General features: G+C 60.8%; 18 protein-coding genes. 4 read left to right on the top strand and 14 right to left on the bottom strand.

Annotation, left to right across the window (positions count from 1 at the left end; all coding sequences use genetic code 11):
- Positions 1-130 precede the first annotated feature (130 nt).
- The 6 genes from ACWNC0_RS05495 to ACWNC0_RS05470 form a co-directional block, all read right to left on the bottom strand.
- On the bottom strand, positions 131-619 hold the full coding sequence (locus ACWNC0_RS05495) for a sigma-70 family RNA polymerase sigma factor (RefSeq protein WP_449470160.1): 489 nt from the start codon (positions 617-619) through the stop codon (positions 131-133).
- Positions 620-1,132: 513 nt separating this feature from the next.
- Positions 1,133-2,257, bottom strand: coding sequence for a bifunctional alpha/beta hydrolase/OsmC family protein (locus ACWNC0_RS05490; protein WP_449470159.1), 1,125 nt, complete (start codon positions 2,255-2,257; stop codon positions 1,133-1,135).
- A gap of 209 nt (positions 2,258-2,466) precedes the next feature.
- Positions 2,467-2,739, bottom strand: a complete 273-nt coding sequence (locus ACWNC0_RS05485; RefSeq protein ID WP_449470158.1) for a DUF6510 family protein — start codon at positions 2,737-2,739, stop codon at positions 2,467-2,469.
- Entirely contained in the window at positions 2,736-3,491 is a 756-nt protein-coding gene (locus ACWNC0_RS05480; RefSeq protein WP_449470157.1) for a ferredoxin reductase, read from the bottom strand. Before ACWNC0_RS05480 ends, ACWNC0_RS05485 begins: the two co-directional genes overlap by 4 nt.
- Positions 3,491-4,108, bottom strand: coding sequence for a sulfite oxidase-like oxidoreductase (locus ACWNC0_RS05475; protein ID WP_449470156.1), 618 nt, complete (start codon positions 4,106-4,108; stop codon positions 3,491-3,493). The genes ACWNC0_RS05480 and ACWNC0_RS05475 overlap by 1 nt, the downstream gene beginning before the upstream one ends.
- Before the next feature lie 136 nt (positions 4,109-4,244).
- Positions 4,245-4,673 (bottom strand): DUF1810 family protein, encoded by a 429-nt coding sequence (locus ACWNC0_RS05470; RefSeq protein WP_449470154.1) that lies wholly within the window; start codon positions 4,671-4,673, stop codon positions 4,245-4,247.
- 525 nt (positions 4,674-5,198) lie between these two features.
- Between ACWNC0_RS05470 and ACWNC0_RS05465 the strand changes: the two genes are divergently transcribed.
- The 3 genes from ACWNC0_RS05465 to ACWNC0_RS05455 all read left to right on the top strand — a co-directional run bounded on the left by ACWNC0_RS05465 (position 5,199) and on the right by ACWNC0_RS05455 (position 6,739).
- On the top strand, positions 5,199-5,720 hold the full coding sequence (locus tag ACWNC0_RS05465; protein ID WP_449470152.1) for a hypothetical protein: 522 nt from the start codon (positions 5,199-5,201) through the stop codon (positions 5,718-5,720).
- A 62-nt stretch (positions 5,721-5,782) separates the two neighbouring features.
- Positions 5,783-6,073, top strand: a complete 291-nt coding sequence (locus ACWNC0_RS05460) for a DUF2218 domain-containing protein (RefSeq protein ID WP_449470151.1) — start codon at positions 5,783-5,785, stop codon at positions 6,071-6,073.
- 27 nt (positions 6,074-6,100) lie between these two features.
- On the top strand, positions 6,101-6,739 hold the full coding sequence (locus ACWNC0_RS05455) for a glutathione S-transferase family protein (protein ID WP_449470149.1): 639 nt from the start codon (positions 6,101-6,103) through the stop codon (positions 6,737-6,739).
- 107 nt (positions 6,740-6,846) lie between these two features.
- Here ACWNC0_RS05455 and ACWNC0_RS05450 read toward each other — a convergent pair whose 3' ends face one another.
- Positions 6,847-7,764: an NADP-dependent oxidoreductase gene (locus ACWNC0_RS05450; RefSeq protein WP_449470147.1), complete on the bottom strand. Its 918-nt coding sequence runs from the start codon at positions 7,762-7,764 to the stop codon at positions 6,847-6,849.
- 343 nt (positions 7,765-8,107) lie between these two features.
- Between ACWNC0_RS05450 and ACWNC0_RS05445 the strand changes: the two genes are divergently transcribed.
- Positions 8,108-9,799 (top strand): thiamine pyrophosphate-binding protein, encoded by a 1,692-nt coding sequence (locus tag ACWNC0_RS05445; RefSeq protein ID WP_449470145.1) that lies wholly within the window; start codon positions 8,108-8,110, stop codon positions 9,797-9,799.
- A gap of 171 nt (positions 9,800-9,970) precedes the next feature.
- On the opposite strand, the gene ACWNC0_RS05440 is transcribed toward ACWNC0_RS05445, so the two are convergent.
- The 7 genes from ACWNC0_RS05440 to ACWNC0_RS05410 form a co-directional block, all read right to left on the bottom strand.
- Positions 9,971-10,660: an antibiotic biosynthesis monooxygenase family protein gene (locus tag ACWNC0_RS05440; protein ID WP_449470144.1), complete on the bottom strand. Its 690-nt coding sequence runs from the start codon at positions 10,658-10,660 to the stop codon at positions 9,971-9,973.
- A gap of 177 nt (positions 10,661-10,837) precedes the next feature.
- On the bottom strand, positions 10,838-11,308 hold the full coding sequence (locus ACWNC0_RS05435) for a redoxin domain-containing protein (RefSeq protein ID WP_449470142.1): 471 nt from the start codon (positions 11,306-11,308) through the stop codon (positions 10,838-10,840).
- A gap of 108 nt (positions 11,309-11,416) precedes the next feature.
- Positions 11,417-11,935: a redoxin domain-containing protein gene (locus ACWNC0_RS05430; protein ID WP_449470141.1), complete on the bottom strand. Its 519-nt coding sequence runs from the start codon at positions 11,933-11,935 to the stop codon at positions 11,417-11,419.
- 33 nt (positions 11,936-11,968) lie between these two features.
- The gene (locus ACWNC0_RS05425; protein ID WP_449470139.1) at positions 11,969-12,775 is read right to left on the bottom strand and encodes an SDR family NAD(P)-dependent oxidoreductase; all 807 of its coding nucleotides are present in this window, start codon (positions 12,773-12,775) and stop codon (positions 11,969-11,971) included.
- Positions 12,772-13,653: a glutathione-dependent disulfide-bond oxidoreductase gene (gene yghU / locus ACWNC0_RS05420; protein ID WP_449470138.1), complete on the bottom strand. Its 882-nt coding sequence runs from the start codon at positions 13,651-13,653 to the stop codon at positions 12,772-12,774. The genes ACWNC0_RS05425 and yghU overlap by 4 nt, the downstream gene beginning before the upstream one ends.
- 19 nt (positions 13,654-13,672) lie before the next feature.
- Positions 13,673-14,380 carry a glutathione S-transferase family protein gene (locus ACWNC0_RS05415; RefSeq protein ID WP_449470136.1) on the bottom strand — a complete coding sequence of 236 codons (708 nt, stop codon included), beginning with the start codon at positions 14,378-14,380 and terminating at the stop codon, positions 13,673-13,675.
- 123 nt (positions 14,381-14,503) lie between these two features.
- Positions 14,504-15,055 (bottom strand): 3'-5' exonuclease, encoded by a 552-nt coding sequence (locus ACWNC0_RS05410; RefSeq protein ID WP_449470135.1) that lies wholly within the window; start codon positions 15,053-15,055, stop codon positions 14,504-14,506.
- Positions 15,056-15,361: the final 306 nt, after the last annotated feature.

The following is a 15,361-nucleotide window of genomic DNA, read 5'->3' as shown; positions in this document are numbered from 1 at the left end:
CTCCCAAGCGTCCAAGCAAAAAAGGTCCCCTCGTCCGCGCTGGTGTGCGGACTTCTCGACCTACTGATTTCTGAACACGGGCTCGGACCGGGAACGGTTACACCGGCGATAGCAGCGGCACCGCGCTCGCTCAGGCGGAGAGGGATTGCCCGATGCGCTTCAACCCACGGTGAATATTCACCTTAACGAGTGATGGCGATTGACCAGATAATTGCGACGCCTCTTCGACTGTCGCACCCTGCAATTTGACCAGCTTGATAACCTGGGCCTGCGCGGGCTTTACCTCGGCCAGGAGCAGTTCGAGCAGGATTGCCGCTCGCGCGGCGGGGCCGTGATCGGCGATCGATACGTCGCTCTCGCCGAGGCTTTCGGGGCTGCGCAAATGCCCGCGAAGCTGATCAATCCATTTGAAACGAGCTATCGTTTTCAACCAGGGCGTCATCGGCGCATTGGCCTGGTATTTCTGCTTATGTACATGGATCGCAAGAAGCGCCTCCTGCGTGGCGTCCTCCGCCGCGGCCGGTGGAAGCCGCCTGTGAAAGTATCGCGACAGCCACTGGCTCACCTCACCCATCAATCGCTCATAGGCGCGGTCGTCGCCCGTTTGCGCCGCCGTCATCAGCGCGTTCCAGCGTTCGTCTAGTGAGACCGGAGCTGAAGTTCGGGGTTTGTCGGCGCCCTCGGATGAGCGTGGCGCATCGCAATATTTCGATCCTGACATTCGGGCTGCCTCGTCCTTGGGCCGAGCAGCAGCGTGCCGAAGGACTTCAGATTACCACAAGAATAGACCCCGAGTCCGAAAGTCGAACCGAGCTTCTTGGTCTGTAGTCGTGTCCAATTTCACACTTCGCCGAGAACGACCTTATTTCGCAATTAGACAAAACGCGCCGGCAACTGCCTGGGCGTCCATCTGCTTGTGACAATGACCCGCGATTAAGCTCGTTTCCATCGCTTTGCTGCCTTGCTGCTCAACTATGGACGCTAGCGCACGGCACGTGGAGTCCACGGCACGCGAGGAGGCGGAGGCACGCCTTCTGGACGTGACGAGACGTCAAAGCGACTCGGGGGCCGCAGCAATCTTCCTGCGGGAAGCCCCCCAAGTCCCACTTGTCTTCCTCAAGAAGTGATTCATCTACACGGGAGACGCGCCGACATCTTCTCCGGCCAGCCGGGTTTGCACATCCGAGCCGCGCATCAAGGTCAGATCCACCGGGCACCGGTCACCGATCGCGAGGATCTTTTCGCGTTGTGCTTCGTCGAGCGGCCCCTCGAGCGTGATGGTGCGCGTAAATCGATCCGCCGGTTCCATTCCGGGCATCTTCTTGTGCTCGACAACGGCGTGAGCGCGCTCCAGGGGAAATTCCTTGCGATTGGCATAGAGGCGCATCGTCATCACGGTGCACGCGGCGAGACCGGCGGCGACCAGCTCATATGGCGACATTCCACTGCCCATGCCCCCGACGGACACGGGCTCGTCTGCCAGCAGGCGATGATCGCCGCTCTTGATCTCCAACTGCAAAGCGCCGGCACCGGTTTCGGAGGCTGAAACTCCCTGCGCGACTTCTACCTGCGGAAGGTCTGCGACCAGTGGCGGTAGATACCGGCTTGCCCACGCTGCAATCATGCCTGCCGCGTAATTCGCGTCATCGGCCTTGGTCAGAAGATGGTCGGCCTGGTCCAGCGAAACGAAGCTTTTCGGGTGGCGTGCCGCAAGGAAAAGACGCGACGCGTGCTCGATGCCGACGACAGTATCGAGAGGAGCATGTAGGACGAGCAGCGGTCGACGAAGTTCCGCGACATCCACCTCGATGTCGCGCTCTTCGACGTCAACGAGGAAGTCGTGCCCGATCGAAAATGTTCGACCCGCAATTTCCACGTCCGCCTCTCCATCGGCTCGGATTCGGTCGAGATCCTCGGGCGAGAATTGTTTTAGTACGTGCGCAACGGAGGCAGGAGCCGAAATGGTCGCAACCGCCGCGATCTCCGGGAGCAACTTAGCCGCTGCGAGCGCCGCCGCGCCACCGAGGCTGTGGCCGACGAGAAGCGCCGGAGGCATTCCCGCAGCCGCCATTGCGCGGGAGGCTGCCACCAGGTCGTTGACGTTCGTAGCGAACCGCGGGCTTTCGGAGGTCGATGCACTTCGGCCGTTTCCCGCGAAGTCGAAGCGAAGCACGCCGACACCAGCACGCGCAAGAGCGCGCGCAATGCGCGCCGCTGCGAGGTTATCCTTGCCGCAGGTAAAACAGTGCGCGAACATTGCCCAACCACGTGGTGTCGTGGCCGGTGCCTCAAGCGTCCCCCTTATTCGGCGACCGCCATGTCCATCGAAAACAAAATCCCGGCCTGGCATTGCTTTCCTCCGTTACCGCCCAATTTCCGCGGTAGACTGTCGTGGCGCCTCTTCAGATCCGGCCGATCCACGGCTCACTCGAAAGACGGCTAAGCCGGGCACTCGGGCTCCGGCGATCAATTGGCGCGACGAACGCCGAGGCGCGTAGCGCCGCGCAGATCAAGGTTGATCCCAGAATCGGTCTCGAGAAGTCGAATGTTGACCTCGCCGCAGCTCCTGCACCGCAGCACCATCGCTTGGGGCGAGCCAAAATACCGAAGTTCGGCAAGCGGCCCCGTTGCATCGCAATTGCCGCAATGAACGATTGCCATCGTGACGTCGAATGCAAACAGGGAACCCAGCGCCCCCGCTGCTGCATTGCCGTCTAGTACCATTGCGTCATCACTCATTTCGTTTCCCCTGTGGGTCCAAAGCGCTCGGTGCGGATCCTGGACTCGGCGTGGCCAAGGGCCACAAGATGATCGGCAACTGACTCCACGAACGGTGTCGGGCCGCAGACGAAGATGTCTGGGTCGTCGATGGGCTTGAAGGCGTGTCGGGCCAACATCGTCTTGTCGACGCGACCCGTTTCGCCGGTCCAATCGGAAGGTGTTTCGCGGGTGAGTGTGTGAACAACCGTCGGCGCCCCGAACGATGTCGAAAGCTGCTCGAGCTCGGCCGGGTACAGGATTTGGTCAACGGACCTGAACGAGTAAAGCAGGCGGGCTTGCCCCTCGTTGCGTGCGTCACGGCGGGTCCGCAAGATTGACATCAATGGCACTACGCCCGAGCCGCCACCGATCAACATCAGAGGCCGCGAGGTCGAAGGAGACCAGGTAAAATAGCCTCCGATTGGCCCGCGCAGTTCGAGCTGATCGCCGACTCTCAGTTCATCGAGGAGGAAAGGCGACACCTCCCCCTCGACGACCCGCTGAACCGTGATTTCTATCGTGGTGCTGTCTCCGGCAGGCGATGCCAGGGAAAAGCTTCGTTGCGCGACATATCCATCTTCTGCCGTCAGCCGAAGATCAATGTGCTGGCCCGCCAAATGGCCAGTCCAGCCCGCCACGCTGAATGCTATGGATTTGGCAGTTTCTGTTTCCGACCGAAGTTCAGTGACGGACGCAGTGTGCCATGGAAGTCCGGAGATTGGTTCGGGCATCAAGGATCTCCATCATAGCGCTGCTCTCGCCACGGATCCCCGCGGATGTGGTAGCCGAGCGACTCCCAGAAGCCTGGACTGTCCTGCTCATGAAAGGCGATCCGTCGGATCCATTTTGCACTTTTCCAGAAGTAGAGGTGGGGCACCAGAAGGCGCGCGGGCCCGCCATGTGTGGGTGCAATCGGCAGATCGTCGAAATGAGTGGCAATCATCGCCTTGCCGGCCATGAGGTCTGCCACCGGCAGGTTGGTGGAATAGCCGCCATCACAATGCACCATGACGAAGCCCGCAGGTGGCTGGTCCAACCCTGCCGCACGCAGCAGATCATCGAAGGTGACCCCGCGCCACCGCGTATCGAATTTCGTCCACTTCGTAACGCAGTGGATGTCGCTGGTGATCTCGGTCTGCGGTAGCGCTTCGAACTCTCGCCACGACCATTTGGCGAGGAGGCGGCCCGCGAGCTGCATCGACAATGTCCAATCGTCCGTGGAGGTGTGCTGGGTCGGGCCTGCTGTCAGAACAGGAAAGTCCGATGTGACATATTGTCCGGGAGGCACACGCGATCGCGTCGTGTCATCTGCTCTGGTCCGGCCCTGGAAGCCTCGGGTAATCACCATAGTCTCTCCACGGTTAGGTAGGAATGTTGTCTCGGGCAGGATTCCGGTAGTTGCCGGGATACGTTGAGCACCGGCAAGCCCGTGGGCGGGTTATGCCGGAGCTCGCGGTCGAAGGCATATTCGCAGGGTCCCGCGATCATGGCCGTAGATCCAGCTGAACCATTGTCGTTTCGTCAGCGCGGCAGCCGAACCAGATCGCAAGCATTTGCCGCATCAGCGGCTCCGCGGTCGCCTCTCCGAAAAGGGTGAGTGAGGAATGCAAATACTGTCGATCCTGTTCGGAAAGCACCTCCTCGGGATCGAGGTCATGAAGCCAGCTGAGCGCCATCACACTCTCGCGGATCCGCGAACCAAGCAAATGATGCGCCAGATACGCGCGAGCCTCGTCGAGCGAGGCGATCGCGAAAACCTCGGTCGAGGGATCATGGTAGCAATTCACAAAGCGAGGAAAAATGTAGGCCATCCACGCAGGATCGAGGTTGCGCTGGCGCAGTTGCGAAATCGCCCGTTCATAGATCGGGCCCTGCGCAACAACAAAGCGTTCAAGTTGATATTCGTCGGTCATTGGGTGACGCTTTCGCCGGATCGGATTCCTTACGTCTCGCCAATGGTCGGAGCCGGGGCGTAACGGGGACTTCCGAACGCTCCGACACTCGACCGATGGCCACGACGCCAATGGAAACACGGCGCAAGCGGCGCGGGCGTTACACTGCCTTTGTCGCTTGCTCGGATTTCGCTGTCGTTTGACGTTTGCGTGAGACGGCACAGTCGACAGTGAGACTTGTTTTTCTCGCAAATCTGCCGGGGACTGTAACCTCCGCCGCAAAGCGACAGGTTATTGTCCAGACTCTTGGCTCCAAGGAGCATCACGAACTGAGGTTCGTAAATGTGCGGATCGAATGCACGACGAAGCAAAGTTCACACAGAGGCGGACTGCCTGCAGGTTTTCGGGCTGCTCGCACGAATTGAATCGACGTTCACTTTACTGCGAACGACCGATGCGATCAAAACGGGTGCAGCCCGTTCAAACCTCCACGACATGGGTGAAGATTAACGTTTTGTCGCGCTGGGAAGATGAACTGGATCCCATATGGTCTCGCTGATTGCCTCTATTGCGCGTCGTCGCGTTTTCTATCCGCGGCCGATCCCCACGATGCCCGATATCGTGATGCTCGACATCCCTACTGAATTTCAAAGCGACCACTCGCCATTCGGAAGCTATTACCCGATCTTGATCGAGACTGTCGCGGAGCAGCACGAACTCGACGGACATCTTGAAGAAGAGCGTGAGGCTCCGTCGTTGCCCGACTTCCTCGATGCTCGGCCCTCAGTGCTGGCGGCCGATCACATCACGGTCGCACACTATGACCGGCCCTCGCCAGGGTGGCCTTTTGCTCTCGTGTGCCGCTGGCCCCCCGACCTTGCAAAGGCTGCGCCGCAGCACCTGAGGATGTTCGCAAGAGGGGTATATACGATCGAGTTGTTTGCCACTCGGAAACAACTCGAACGAGCGTCGGACACGCTACTCGCATTGCTGAGGCGGCGGAGGAGGGCGAGAGTCGAGATTATCCTGCCTGAATGGTCGCCGGTGCCCGGTAAGCCACCCCATTGATGTAACGTCGGCACGGCGGCGGACGAGTAGATTGCTAGCCCGGAAACTTGAGGAGACGCCAATTGCTCGAAGCCGAAGCCCGCATCGCAACGCTTGAAGCCAGCCGGTATCTGACCGAAGTGGCTCAAGCCTGGAACCACACTTATCCGGTCCGATACGACACGCTGACGGGCGAGGTCGATCTGCCTGGGGCGCAGCTTGTCATGACGGCGGATGGCGACAGCCTGACTTTGCGGCTGATCGGTTCGGATGACGATAGGTTCGAGGCCGCCAAAATCTCAGTCGCCAAGCACGTCGATCGGGTAGCAGAGCGCGATGCTGGTGTCAGATGCGTGTGGCACCAACTCTCCTGATTCCGACGCGGGGAGCTCCAGGATAGAGTGAGCACAGTGATCACGGTTTATCATCTCAACGAGTCTCGATCGCAACGGATCCTTTGGCTCCTGGAAGAGCTGGGGGTGCCATACGAGATTCAATTTTACTGGCGTGACACCCACACCAAGATGGCGCCCGCCGAGCTGCAGCAGATCCATCCGCTGGGGAAATCACCGGTTATCACTGACGATGGAAGAGCGATCGCCGAATCCGGGGCGATCATCGACTATATCGTCCGCCATTACGGCAACGGTCGGCTGCGACCCGATCCGGAATCCCATGACTATGACGAGTACGTGCATTGGCTGCACTATGCCGAAGGGTCGGCGTCGCTCCCCTTTGTGATCCTCCCGATCGCCAGTAGCTTTGGCAAAATGGCGACGCCACTGCGCCGACGAGTGGACCATGAACTCGCGCTCAATCTTGGCTATATCGACGAGCGCTTACAGGGTCGGGACTTCCTGCTCGGCGATGTACTGACGGCGGCAGACGTGCAGATGAGCTTTGTCGGCGAGCTGGCCGTGAATTTCACCGACGTAGCCAATCTCCCGAACCTCGCCGCCTGGGTCGACCGCTTTCAGGCGCGACCGGCTTACAAGGCCGCGGTCGAGCGTGGCGGCCCTTACGCCTATGCAAAAGGGTGAAATGGCCTTTGAGGGACTGTAGGAGCAGCCCGGGCCAGCGCGAAAGAACCCGGCAGGGCCGAAATACTGTACAGCCGCACAGCAGCTTTCTCAGGCAAGGCCAATTCTCACGAACGCACGCGGATGATCGTCTTTCCCGGTCGCCGTTCGGTCGGATTGAATGCGGCGACAGCATCATCGAGGGACGCGATGGTCCCGATGTTGGTCTGTAGTCGCCCTTCGCGAACCCGTTGAATGATCTCGCGTAGTTGCGCGCGATCCGGCAGAACAACGAAGTCGATCGTCAAGCCGTCAACGGGGCGTGCATCTGTCGGTCCGGCGATTGTCACCAGCTTTCCTCCGGGCCGGATCAGCTTCGCGGATCGCGCTCCGATCTCTCCGCCGATGACATCGAAAACCAGATCGACAGCGGCGACGTCTTCGAGGACATCGTTTTCCAGGTCGACGAACTCATGGGCTCCGAACTCGAGTGCCTTCTCACGATCGGCGGACCGTCCGGTGCCGATGACATAGCCGCCGAGACCGCGCGCGAGCTGCGTCACCATAGAGCCCACCGCTCCCGCCGCGCCGTGGACGAGAATGGTCTGCCCGATTTGAAGACCACCATGTTCGACCAGCCCCTGCCACGCAGTGAGCCCCGGCATTGCCACGCTCGCGGCAACCGTAAAATCGACATCGCCCGGAACCGGCGCGAGGTTGCGAGCTTCGATGGCCACATATTGCGCGAGCGTGCCACCCCTATATGAATCCGTGAGGCCGAATACCCGCTGTCCCACCGACAGACCTCTGGTGCCATAGCCGAGCGCCGTGATGACACCGGCCAGTTCCTGCCCGGGGATTACAGGTGTACGATCGCGGCCGAGGCGGTCGGTCCACGTCGAGGGCCATGTCAGCTCGCCCGAGGTGAACCCGGATGCGTGAACCTGTACGATAACATCGTTTATCGCCGCCTCCGGCTCGGGCTGATCCGTGAGCTTCATGCCGGCCGTCCCCGCGTCCGGGTCCGAGACAATGATCGCCTTCATCTGCAAACTCCTGTAACTGGACTAGCCGGGTAGGCGCCGCCGCCGATTAAGCGAAAGGTCCGCGGCCATCGCGCGCCCGGTCTACTAGCCAGTTCTCGATCGGTTTCGGTTACAGCCGGTGGCTGACATTCTTGAATCCGCGGTTGCAGAACCGAGCCCCTATCGAATCGTCATGAAATGGTGCGTCCTGGCCTGACGTCACAGCGAGATCGTCAAGCCGACCAAGAAGTTCGCCTGTGCGTGAAACCAATTCCGGCTATTCGTCGTGTTCCACCGGGAGGCGTTGCATGCAGGAACCATGCGATGCCCGCTTGTGGTGACGATTACAGAAGAGGCAAACGGTATGGCAGACACGGTCGCGAGTGTCCTGGTGAAGACGCTCGAACAAATCGGCGTCCGCCAGATTTTCGGGCTGATCGGCGATTCACTCAATCCGCTGGCCGATGAAGTCAGGCGTAGCTCGATCGAATGGGTTGGTGTGCGCCACGAAGAGGGAGCAGCGCTGGCCGCTGCGGGCCAGGCCAAGCTGACCGGCACTCTTGGCGTTTGTTGCGGGACTACCGGACCCGGCAGCACCCACCTGGTCGCGGGCCTCTATGAAGCGGCCCGGGACCACGCCCCGGTTTTGGCGCTATCCGGAGGCATGCCCCGCAAATTGCGCGGGACCGATTATTTCCAGTCGACGACGCCTGACCTTCTGTTCCGGGACGTAGCGCTTTACACCGAGACGATCTCGACAGGGGACCAGGCAGCGGGGGTCATCCACCAGGCAATCGCGAAGGCTTATGCAGGGCCTGGCGTCGCCCACCTCACCCTTCCTCAGGATGTCCTTACCGAGCGGTCGTACGACACCCCAAGTGTCGCGACACTACGACCACATCACGAAGTCGCTCCTTCGGATGCAGATATCGACGAGGCGGTGAGGCGGATTCGCGACGCATCGAACATCGTCGTCCTCTGCGGCGCGGGCTGTCGCGGCAGCGCGGACTTGCTGGCGGCGCTGTCGGACCACCTCTCGGCGCCGCTCGTTCACACCGTCCGCGCAAAGGAACTGATGGCATTCGACGATCCGCGCTGGATGGGTGGACTCGGGATGATCGGCACGAGAGCGACCTACAACGCCATCCAGCGATGCGATCTTCTGATCATGGTCGGTACTGATTATCCCTATTCGGAATATCTCCCCGAGGCGGGCAACGTGATCCAGATCGACCACCGGCCGGAAGCGATCGGCCGCCGCACACCGACGTCGCTCGGGATCGTCGGGTCGGTTCGGCCCAGCCTCCAGGCCATTCTGGATCGCGCTCCGTCGAAGCCCGAACGGAGATTCTTCGATAAGGTGACCCGCGAACGCGTGCGCTGGGACAATATGCTCGACCGGCAGGCCGATGTTGCGAGGAGCGCAGATCGGCTGCATCCTCAGGCTGTAGCGCGCGCCGTCAGCGACCTGGCGCGCGATGACGCGATCTTCGTCTTCGATACTGGACTGAACACGCTTTGGTCCGCGAACTGGCTGCGTCAAACCGGGCGTCAACGCATCGTGGGCTCATTCAACAATGGCGCAGTCGGTACAGCGCTCGGACAGGGGAACGGGGTTCAGGCGCTCGACCGGTCCAAGCAGGTCATCGTCTTCATCGGCGACGGCGGGTTCAACATGTTGATGGGCGAATTCCTGACGGCCACTCATCACGACCTTCCGATCAAGGTCGTAGTCTACAATAATTCGGCGCTCGGACTCATCTCACTTGAGGCCGAAAGCGTTGGCATTCCCGCGTTCCATGACGCGATCCGATACCCCAATCCCGACTATGCCATGCTCGCACGCGCATGTGGGGGGACGGGCTTCACCGTTCGTGATCCATCGACGCTTCAGGCAACGTTGCGCGAGGCGCTGGCCACGGACGGCCCTGTAATCGTCGATGCCGTTGTTGCCGATGACGAAATACCCAACCTGCCACATATCGAGTTGAAGCGCGTTGGGAATTACGCGCTCGCGCGCGTGAAGGAAGCACTGCTTTCGGTCACCTGCGGCTAGCGACGCTTCCGCCGGGCATCGTCAACCAAGGTATCTTATCTCGGGAGGCTTGCCTCCCGAAGTCTCCGAGCAGGCGCTAGGCGGCATTGCCACGGCGATGCGTTGCTCTCTGTCGGGCCGGTCCCGGATTGCGCTTTGTCGATCATATTTCGCAGTTGCAAACTGGAGGGTTCAATCGCGGCCGAGGCTGCGAGGCGACGCGTCCGGGAAATGTTGAGGCGCCTCGCGTCGATCGAGCAGGGAATAATCGCGGATGACCCGTATGGCGCGTACTCGGGCATCATCCGGAACGATAGTCGACTGCGCGAATTCCATGGCCGACGCCTGATCCTTCCACAAGACGAAGAGCAGGATATCTCCCGGTGTAGCGAGCGCTTCAAGAACGTCCCATGATATGCAATCGCCATAGGAGTTGTGGTCGAAACCGAGATAGGTGGCGATCTCCTGTGGATTGTGTGTGCTGACCCAGTCGGCGATTTGCTTCGCATCGATCAGCGTGATCGCGACTCCATCGCCGACCTCGGTTTCATCGAGGCGTTGTTCGAGGATCTCGCAGCCGTCGGGAAGTCGCGTGTCATAGGTGAACTGGCCAACGCGGAGATGGTAATCCGACAGAATCTCCGCGCGGCCCTTTTCCTGCGCTTCCTGGTGATGAGCGTCCGTCCGCCAACGGACGACGGATTTTTCGTCGCGCCAGCTCGATAAGGAGAGGATCCAGCCTTCCCGCGTAAGGCTTTTGTAGCGGATATTGTCGATGAAGCCTGGCGTTTCGGCCAGTTCCGGATCCAATTCCTCCGCGCTGCCGAGATATGCATCCTGTTGCCCAGCCGCCGGTTGCAGCTCGAAAATTACCGAAAACATGTCGTCTCTCCAGAGTTCACCCGGACAATACATTCCACCGGAACACGGTGCGGGTGGGCCGCTCGTTACAAAGCACTCTGCAATCAGGCCGCGGATCCACTATTGCGGCGTTCAAGGGCCGACCATGCCGATAAATCCGCACTTGAGCGTGGCAGGGTTTTGTCTCGGCGGCACGCCTCAACTCTTCGACTTGAGATAGCGGATGAATCCCAGCACATCGTCGGGGAACAAACGTCCGATTGCTCTTGTGGAATAGAGTCCGGTTAACACCCGGCCGCCAGGGTCGAGGATGAAGCCCGTTGCCTGGAGGCAGACAGGGTCTTCATTGACGAAAGCGCCCGTGGCGGCGGCAACGGCCCGCGCGTCCGCCCCATAGCCGACCGGAAAAGTGAGATTGTGCTCCTTGACGAGCGCTTCTGAAGTCTCCCGATCGTCTGCTGAGACTGAGACGACGTTTACACGCTGCTCTGTGAGCTCGTTCGCGGCGCCCGCGTAGGCCGCGAGTTGGGCGTTACAGTACGGACACCAAGCGCCTCGATGGAACAGGACCACGCCATAGTCGCCGGCCAGATCATTGGGCAAATCGATCTCGCCGCCGCCTACGCGTGCGAAGGTGAGGGACGGAAAGACGTCGCCGTTATTTAGCATTGCAATTCAACTCCAACTGGCGCCGCCGAGGCGCAATGAACTTCAGCTGGTCGCCATCCAGCAACCGGCAGGGTGCGGGTTCGAATGTGGCCGATGCGCCGCCGCTCGTTACGTCGCGGAGGATTTGAGGTGGCGAACCAGGTGCAGGACGTCGTCGGGCATCAGCCGTCCGATTGGTCCAGTTGAGTCGACCGTAGTTACAATCCTGTCCTCGGAGAGATCGCTACTCGTATAGATAACCGTCTCAATCCGGCCTTCGGGATTGAGCACGAAGCCGCTTGCCTCGAGAAACACCGGATCTTCGTTGACGTGGATGCCGGTGACCGCCGAGACCTCGCGCGCATCGACCCCATAGGCGACGGGAAATGGGAGGCTGAGTTCGCCAACGAGACCCTCCGCCGTTTCGCGATCATCGACCGATACCGAAACGACTTTGATTCCCTCGCGCGCGAATTCGTCCGCGGCCCGCGAAAACGCCGCGAGTTGAAGATTACATGAAGAAGACCATGCACCCCGGTAAAACAGGATCACCCCGAAGCCACCGACCGTGTCGTCAGGCAGTCGAATTTCGCCTCCACCGGCGCGGGCGAATTTGACCGAAGGGAAGAGATCGCCACTATGCAGCATTGCTATCGCACTCCTCGATTCCTCGTTGGGCGTTCAGAGCGCCGAATGATCCTTGACCGCTGCCTCAAGCGTAGGTTTTAGACCGGCGAATTGATCGTCCACGGCGGAGGGATTTTCGCGGTTGAGCGCGATCATCTGGGCACGGGCCTCGCCGCCTCGGACCACTTCGTTTCGTTCGGCTGTGATGGCTTCAGCGATGGCTTCGGCAACCGCCGAGGCGGGCTCGCGCGCGAAGCCTAGGTCGGCACCGGCGCGGTTCGATTGCATCATCGGTGTGTCGGTCCCGCCGGGATAGACTGTCAGGACGTGAATGCCCTCTCCTTTCAGTTCACGCCGGAGAGCTTCGCCGAAGTGGGCGAGACCCGCCTTCACCGCAGCGTAGGTTGCGTAGAACGGTAGACCGACGAGTGCGATGGCGGAAGACACGTTCACCACCGCGGCGTCGCCGCTTGCGCGAAGCGCGGGCAATGCTGCTCGCGTCAGCAGGATCGGAGCGGTCAAACCGACATCGATCATCGCCAGCAGCTCGGCTTCGTCGGTGTTCTCCAAGCGCCCGGCTCTCACGCCACCGGCGTTGTTCACGAGGACATCAAGCCCGCCAAGGGCGGCCAGTGCCTGCTCGAGGGTCGCAGTCCGACCTTCCGCGGTCGCGACATCGGCCGAGATTCCGTGAATTTCCGCGCCTGTTTCCTGGAGCGATTGCACAGCTTCGGCGACAACATCCGGCCGTCGTCCGCTGATCGCGACTTTCGCGCCCCTTCTCAGGAGGACGCGCGCAAGCGCGAGACCGATGCCGCTCGACCCGCCAGTGATGAGGACGCGCTTGCCGTTGATGTTCATTCCTGGTCTCCGTGATCTTTCGGTGTGTGCTGATGCCGATGATGGATTGCGTCGACGTGCCGTTTATGGAGCACGCTCCCGGGGCTCTCGGATGGGTCGGTGACCCGTCGCCCGCGGGCAACCGCAGGCCGCGCAGCGATCTCATCGGCCCAGCGAATGACGTTTTGGTACTCATGGACGGAGAGAAACTCGGCCGCGGCGTAGAGCCGGCCCTGTACGAGACCGCCGTACCAGGGCCAGATCGCCATGTCGGCGATTGTGTAATCGGCACCGACAACGAATTCGTTGTCGGCGAGGCGGCGATCGAGCACGTCGAGTTGGCGCTTCACTTCCATGGCGTATCGATTGATCGGATATTCCTGCTTGGTCGGCGCATAGGCATAGAAGTGGCCGAAGCCGCCGCCGACGAATGGCGCCGAGCCCATCTGCCAGAAGAGCCACGAGAGGGTCTCGGCGCGTGCTGGGAGATGCTCAGGTAAAAAGGCGCCGAACTTCTCGGCGAGATACATCAGGATTGCACCGGATTCGAAAATTCGGATCGGCGTTTTCCCGCTGTGGTCCATGAGCGCCGGAATCTTCGAGTTGGGGTTGATCTCCACGAATCCAGAGCTGAACTGATCGCCCTTGCCGATCTTGATGAGCCAGGCGTCGTATTCGGCGCCGCTGCGGCCAAGCTCCAGGAGCTCCTCCAACATGATCGCGACCTTCTGGCCGTTCGGAGTAGCTAACGAATAAAGCTGAAGCGCGTTTTCGCCGACGGGTAACTCCTCCTCGCGCGTCGGACCCGAGATCGGCCGATTGATGTTGGCAAAGTCGCCGCCACTGGGCTTTTCCCAGGTCCACACCTTGGGCGGAATGTATTCGGCGCCATCGTTCATTATCGGTGCTCCCGGCATTTCAGTTTGCAGCGCGCGGGAAATTCGACGGAAACAGCGCTCGCTGCGTTGCCTCGTCATTGACCGTCTTGAATGCGTGATCCTTGCCGATGTCCCGCGCGCGGGCGACAGCCGGTCGCGCATCGACTGTATCGAAGAGCCGCTTGAGGTTCGGAAATGACGCCAGAGGATCGTCGATGCCCTTCATCACTCGCGAGGCGCGATCGAGCCATCCCCACGCCGACATATCGGCGATCGTGTAGCTCTCGCCGACGATGAAGCTTCGCCCCTCGAGATGGTCATTGAGGACCTGGTAGTGGCGTTCAGCCTCGCGGCGATAGCGGTTCACCGCATAGTCGAGACCCGCGGGCGCGGCATATTGGAAATGCACGGCTTGTCCGGAGAACGGACCAAGGCCGGAGCCGATGAACAGTAGCCATGAGAGCAGTTCCGGCCTGTCATCTGGCGCGCCCAGAAATGCGCCGGTCTTTTCAGCCAGATAGAGGAGGATCGCCGTGGAATCGAACACACGCGCTTCCCGCCCGCCGGGGCCTTCGGTGTCGATGATAGCAGGGACTTTCCCGTTCGGGTTGATTGCCAGGAATGAGGTCGCGTGCTGCTCACCCTTGCTCGTATCGACCGGGACGGTTTCGTAAGCGAGTTCTGCCTCTTCCAGAAAGAGACCGATCTTTGCCGGGTTTGGCGTCGGATGAAAATAGAAGCGGATCATGCGTATCTCCGTTCGGGCTGGATAGTGGAGTGTCGTAAGGGCTGCGGGTCGCTGTGCTGCGCGGGCAAGCGATCCGGCGATCGCGAGGCATAGAAGGGCCTATCGATCCAAGCGGCATTGGTTTCATTTGTGGGCATCGTAGGAATGCGCCAATTCGGAGACCATCAGCCATCGCTCCCGCTCGAGTTGTGCGTCGGGAAGCGCTCGGTGTGCCGGCCGCCGTCCAGCGAAGTGGCTGGCCGCCTCCGCGACGATTTGTCGTGTCGCGCGGTGAACCTCCGACGAAGGGAGAAACGGAGCGAGCAGTGCAGCTGCCAACTGGATCAATGCCGTGTCCGTGTCGGAAATCCTTACTGCGTGACGAGGCAGTCCGGCGGAACGCAGAAGGGCACTCAGCCATTTGCCATCCCATGACGGCGCGCTGGCAAAGACCTCATGGCCCTGGAGGGCGTCTACTAGACGATTTGCGACGACATCCGTCGCAACGCCCTCGCGGTTCAACTGTTCGCGCGAGATGCCATGGATGGCCTCGGCGGCGGGATCCCAGTCGGTCCATTTCTCGATCGGTGCGATCAGAAAAGTCTCTGAATTGCCGTTCTCAAGAACCCAGGCGACTTCGATCGGATAGCCGTGTCGCCCGAGCGAGGAGGCTTCGAAATCGATGAAGGCGCGCATGGCTCGAACCTTTGAACAATCAGTGTAGTCGGCTCAGGAACGGCCGGACCCGCGATTGGCCCACCCGCGTTTTGATCGGCCAATCCTAATACCGAACCCGAGCGGGCTGTGGTTACAGCTCCAGTGCACCGCTTTTGCACGACCCGGCGCTCCGGTCGGGACGCGAAGCGTCCCGGGCGCTCATAAAACTGCGTTGAGGAACGCGCATTGTGTAACCGACGCCGCGCTGTCGCGTGTCTTGATAAAAAGGCGGACGGCGGCGGGAAGCTACGTTCCGATTGGCGTCAGACGAGGAGTACGTAGCAC

The sequence above is a fragment of the Sphingobium chungangianum genome, assembly GCF_977014255.1.
The sequence above is the reverse complement of the archived record's forward strand: the minus strand, read 5'-3'. Positions and strand labels throughout refer to the sequence as shown.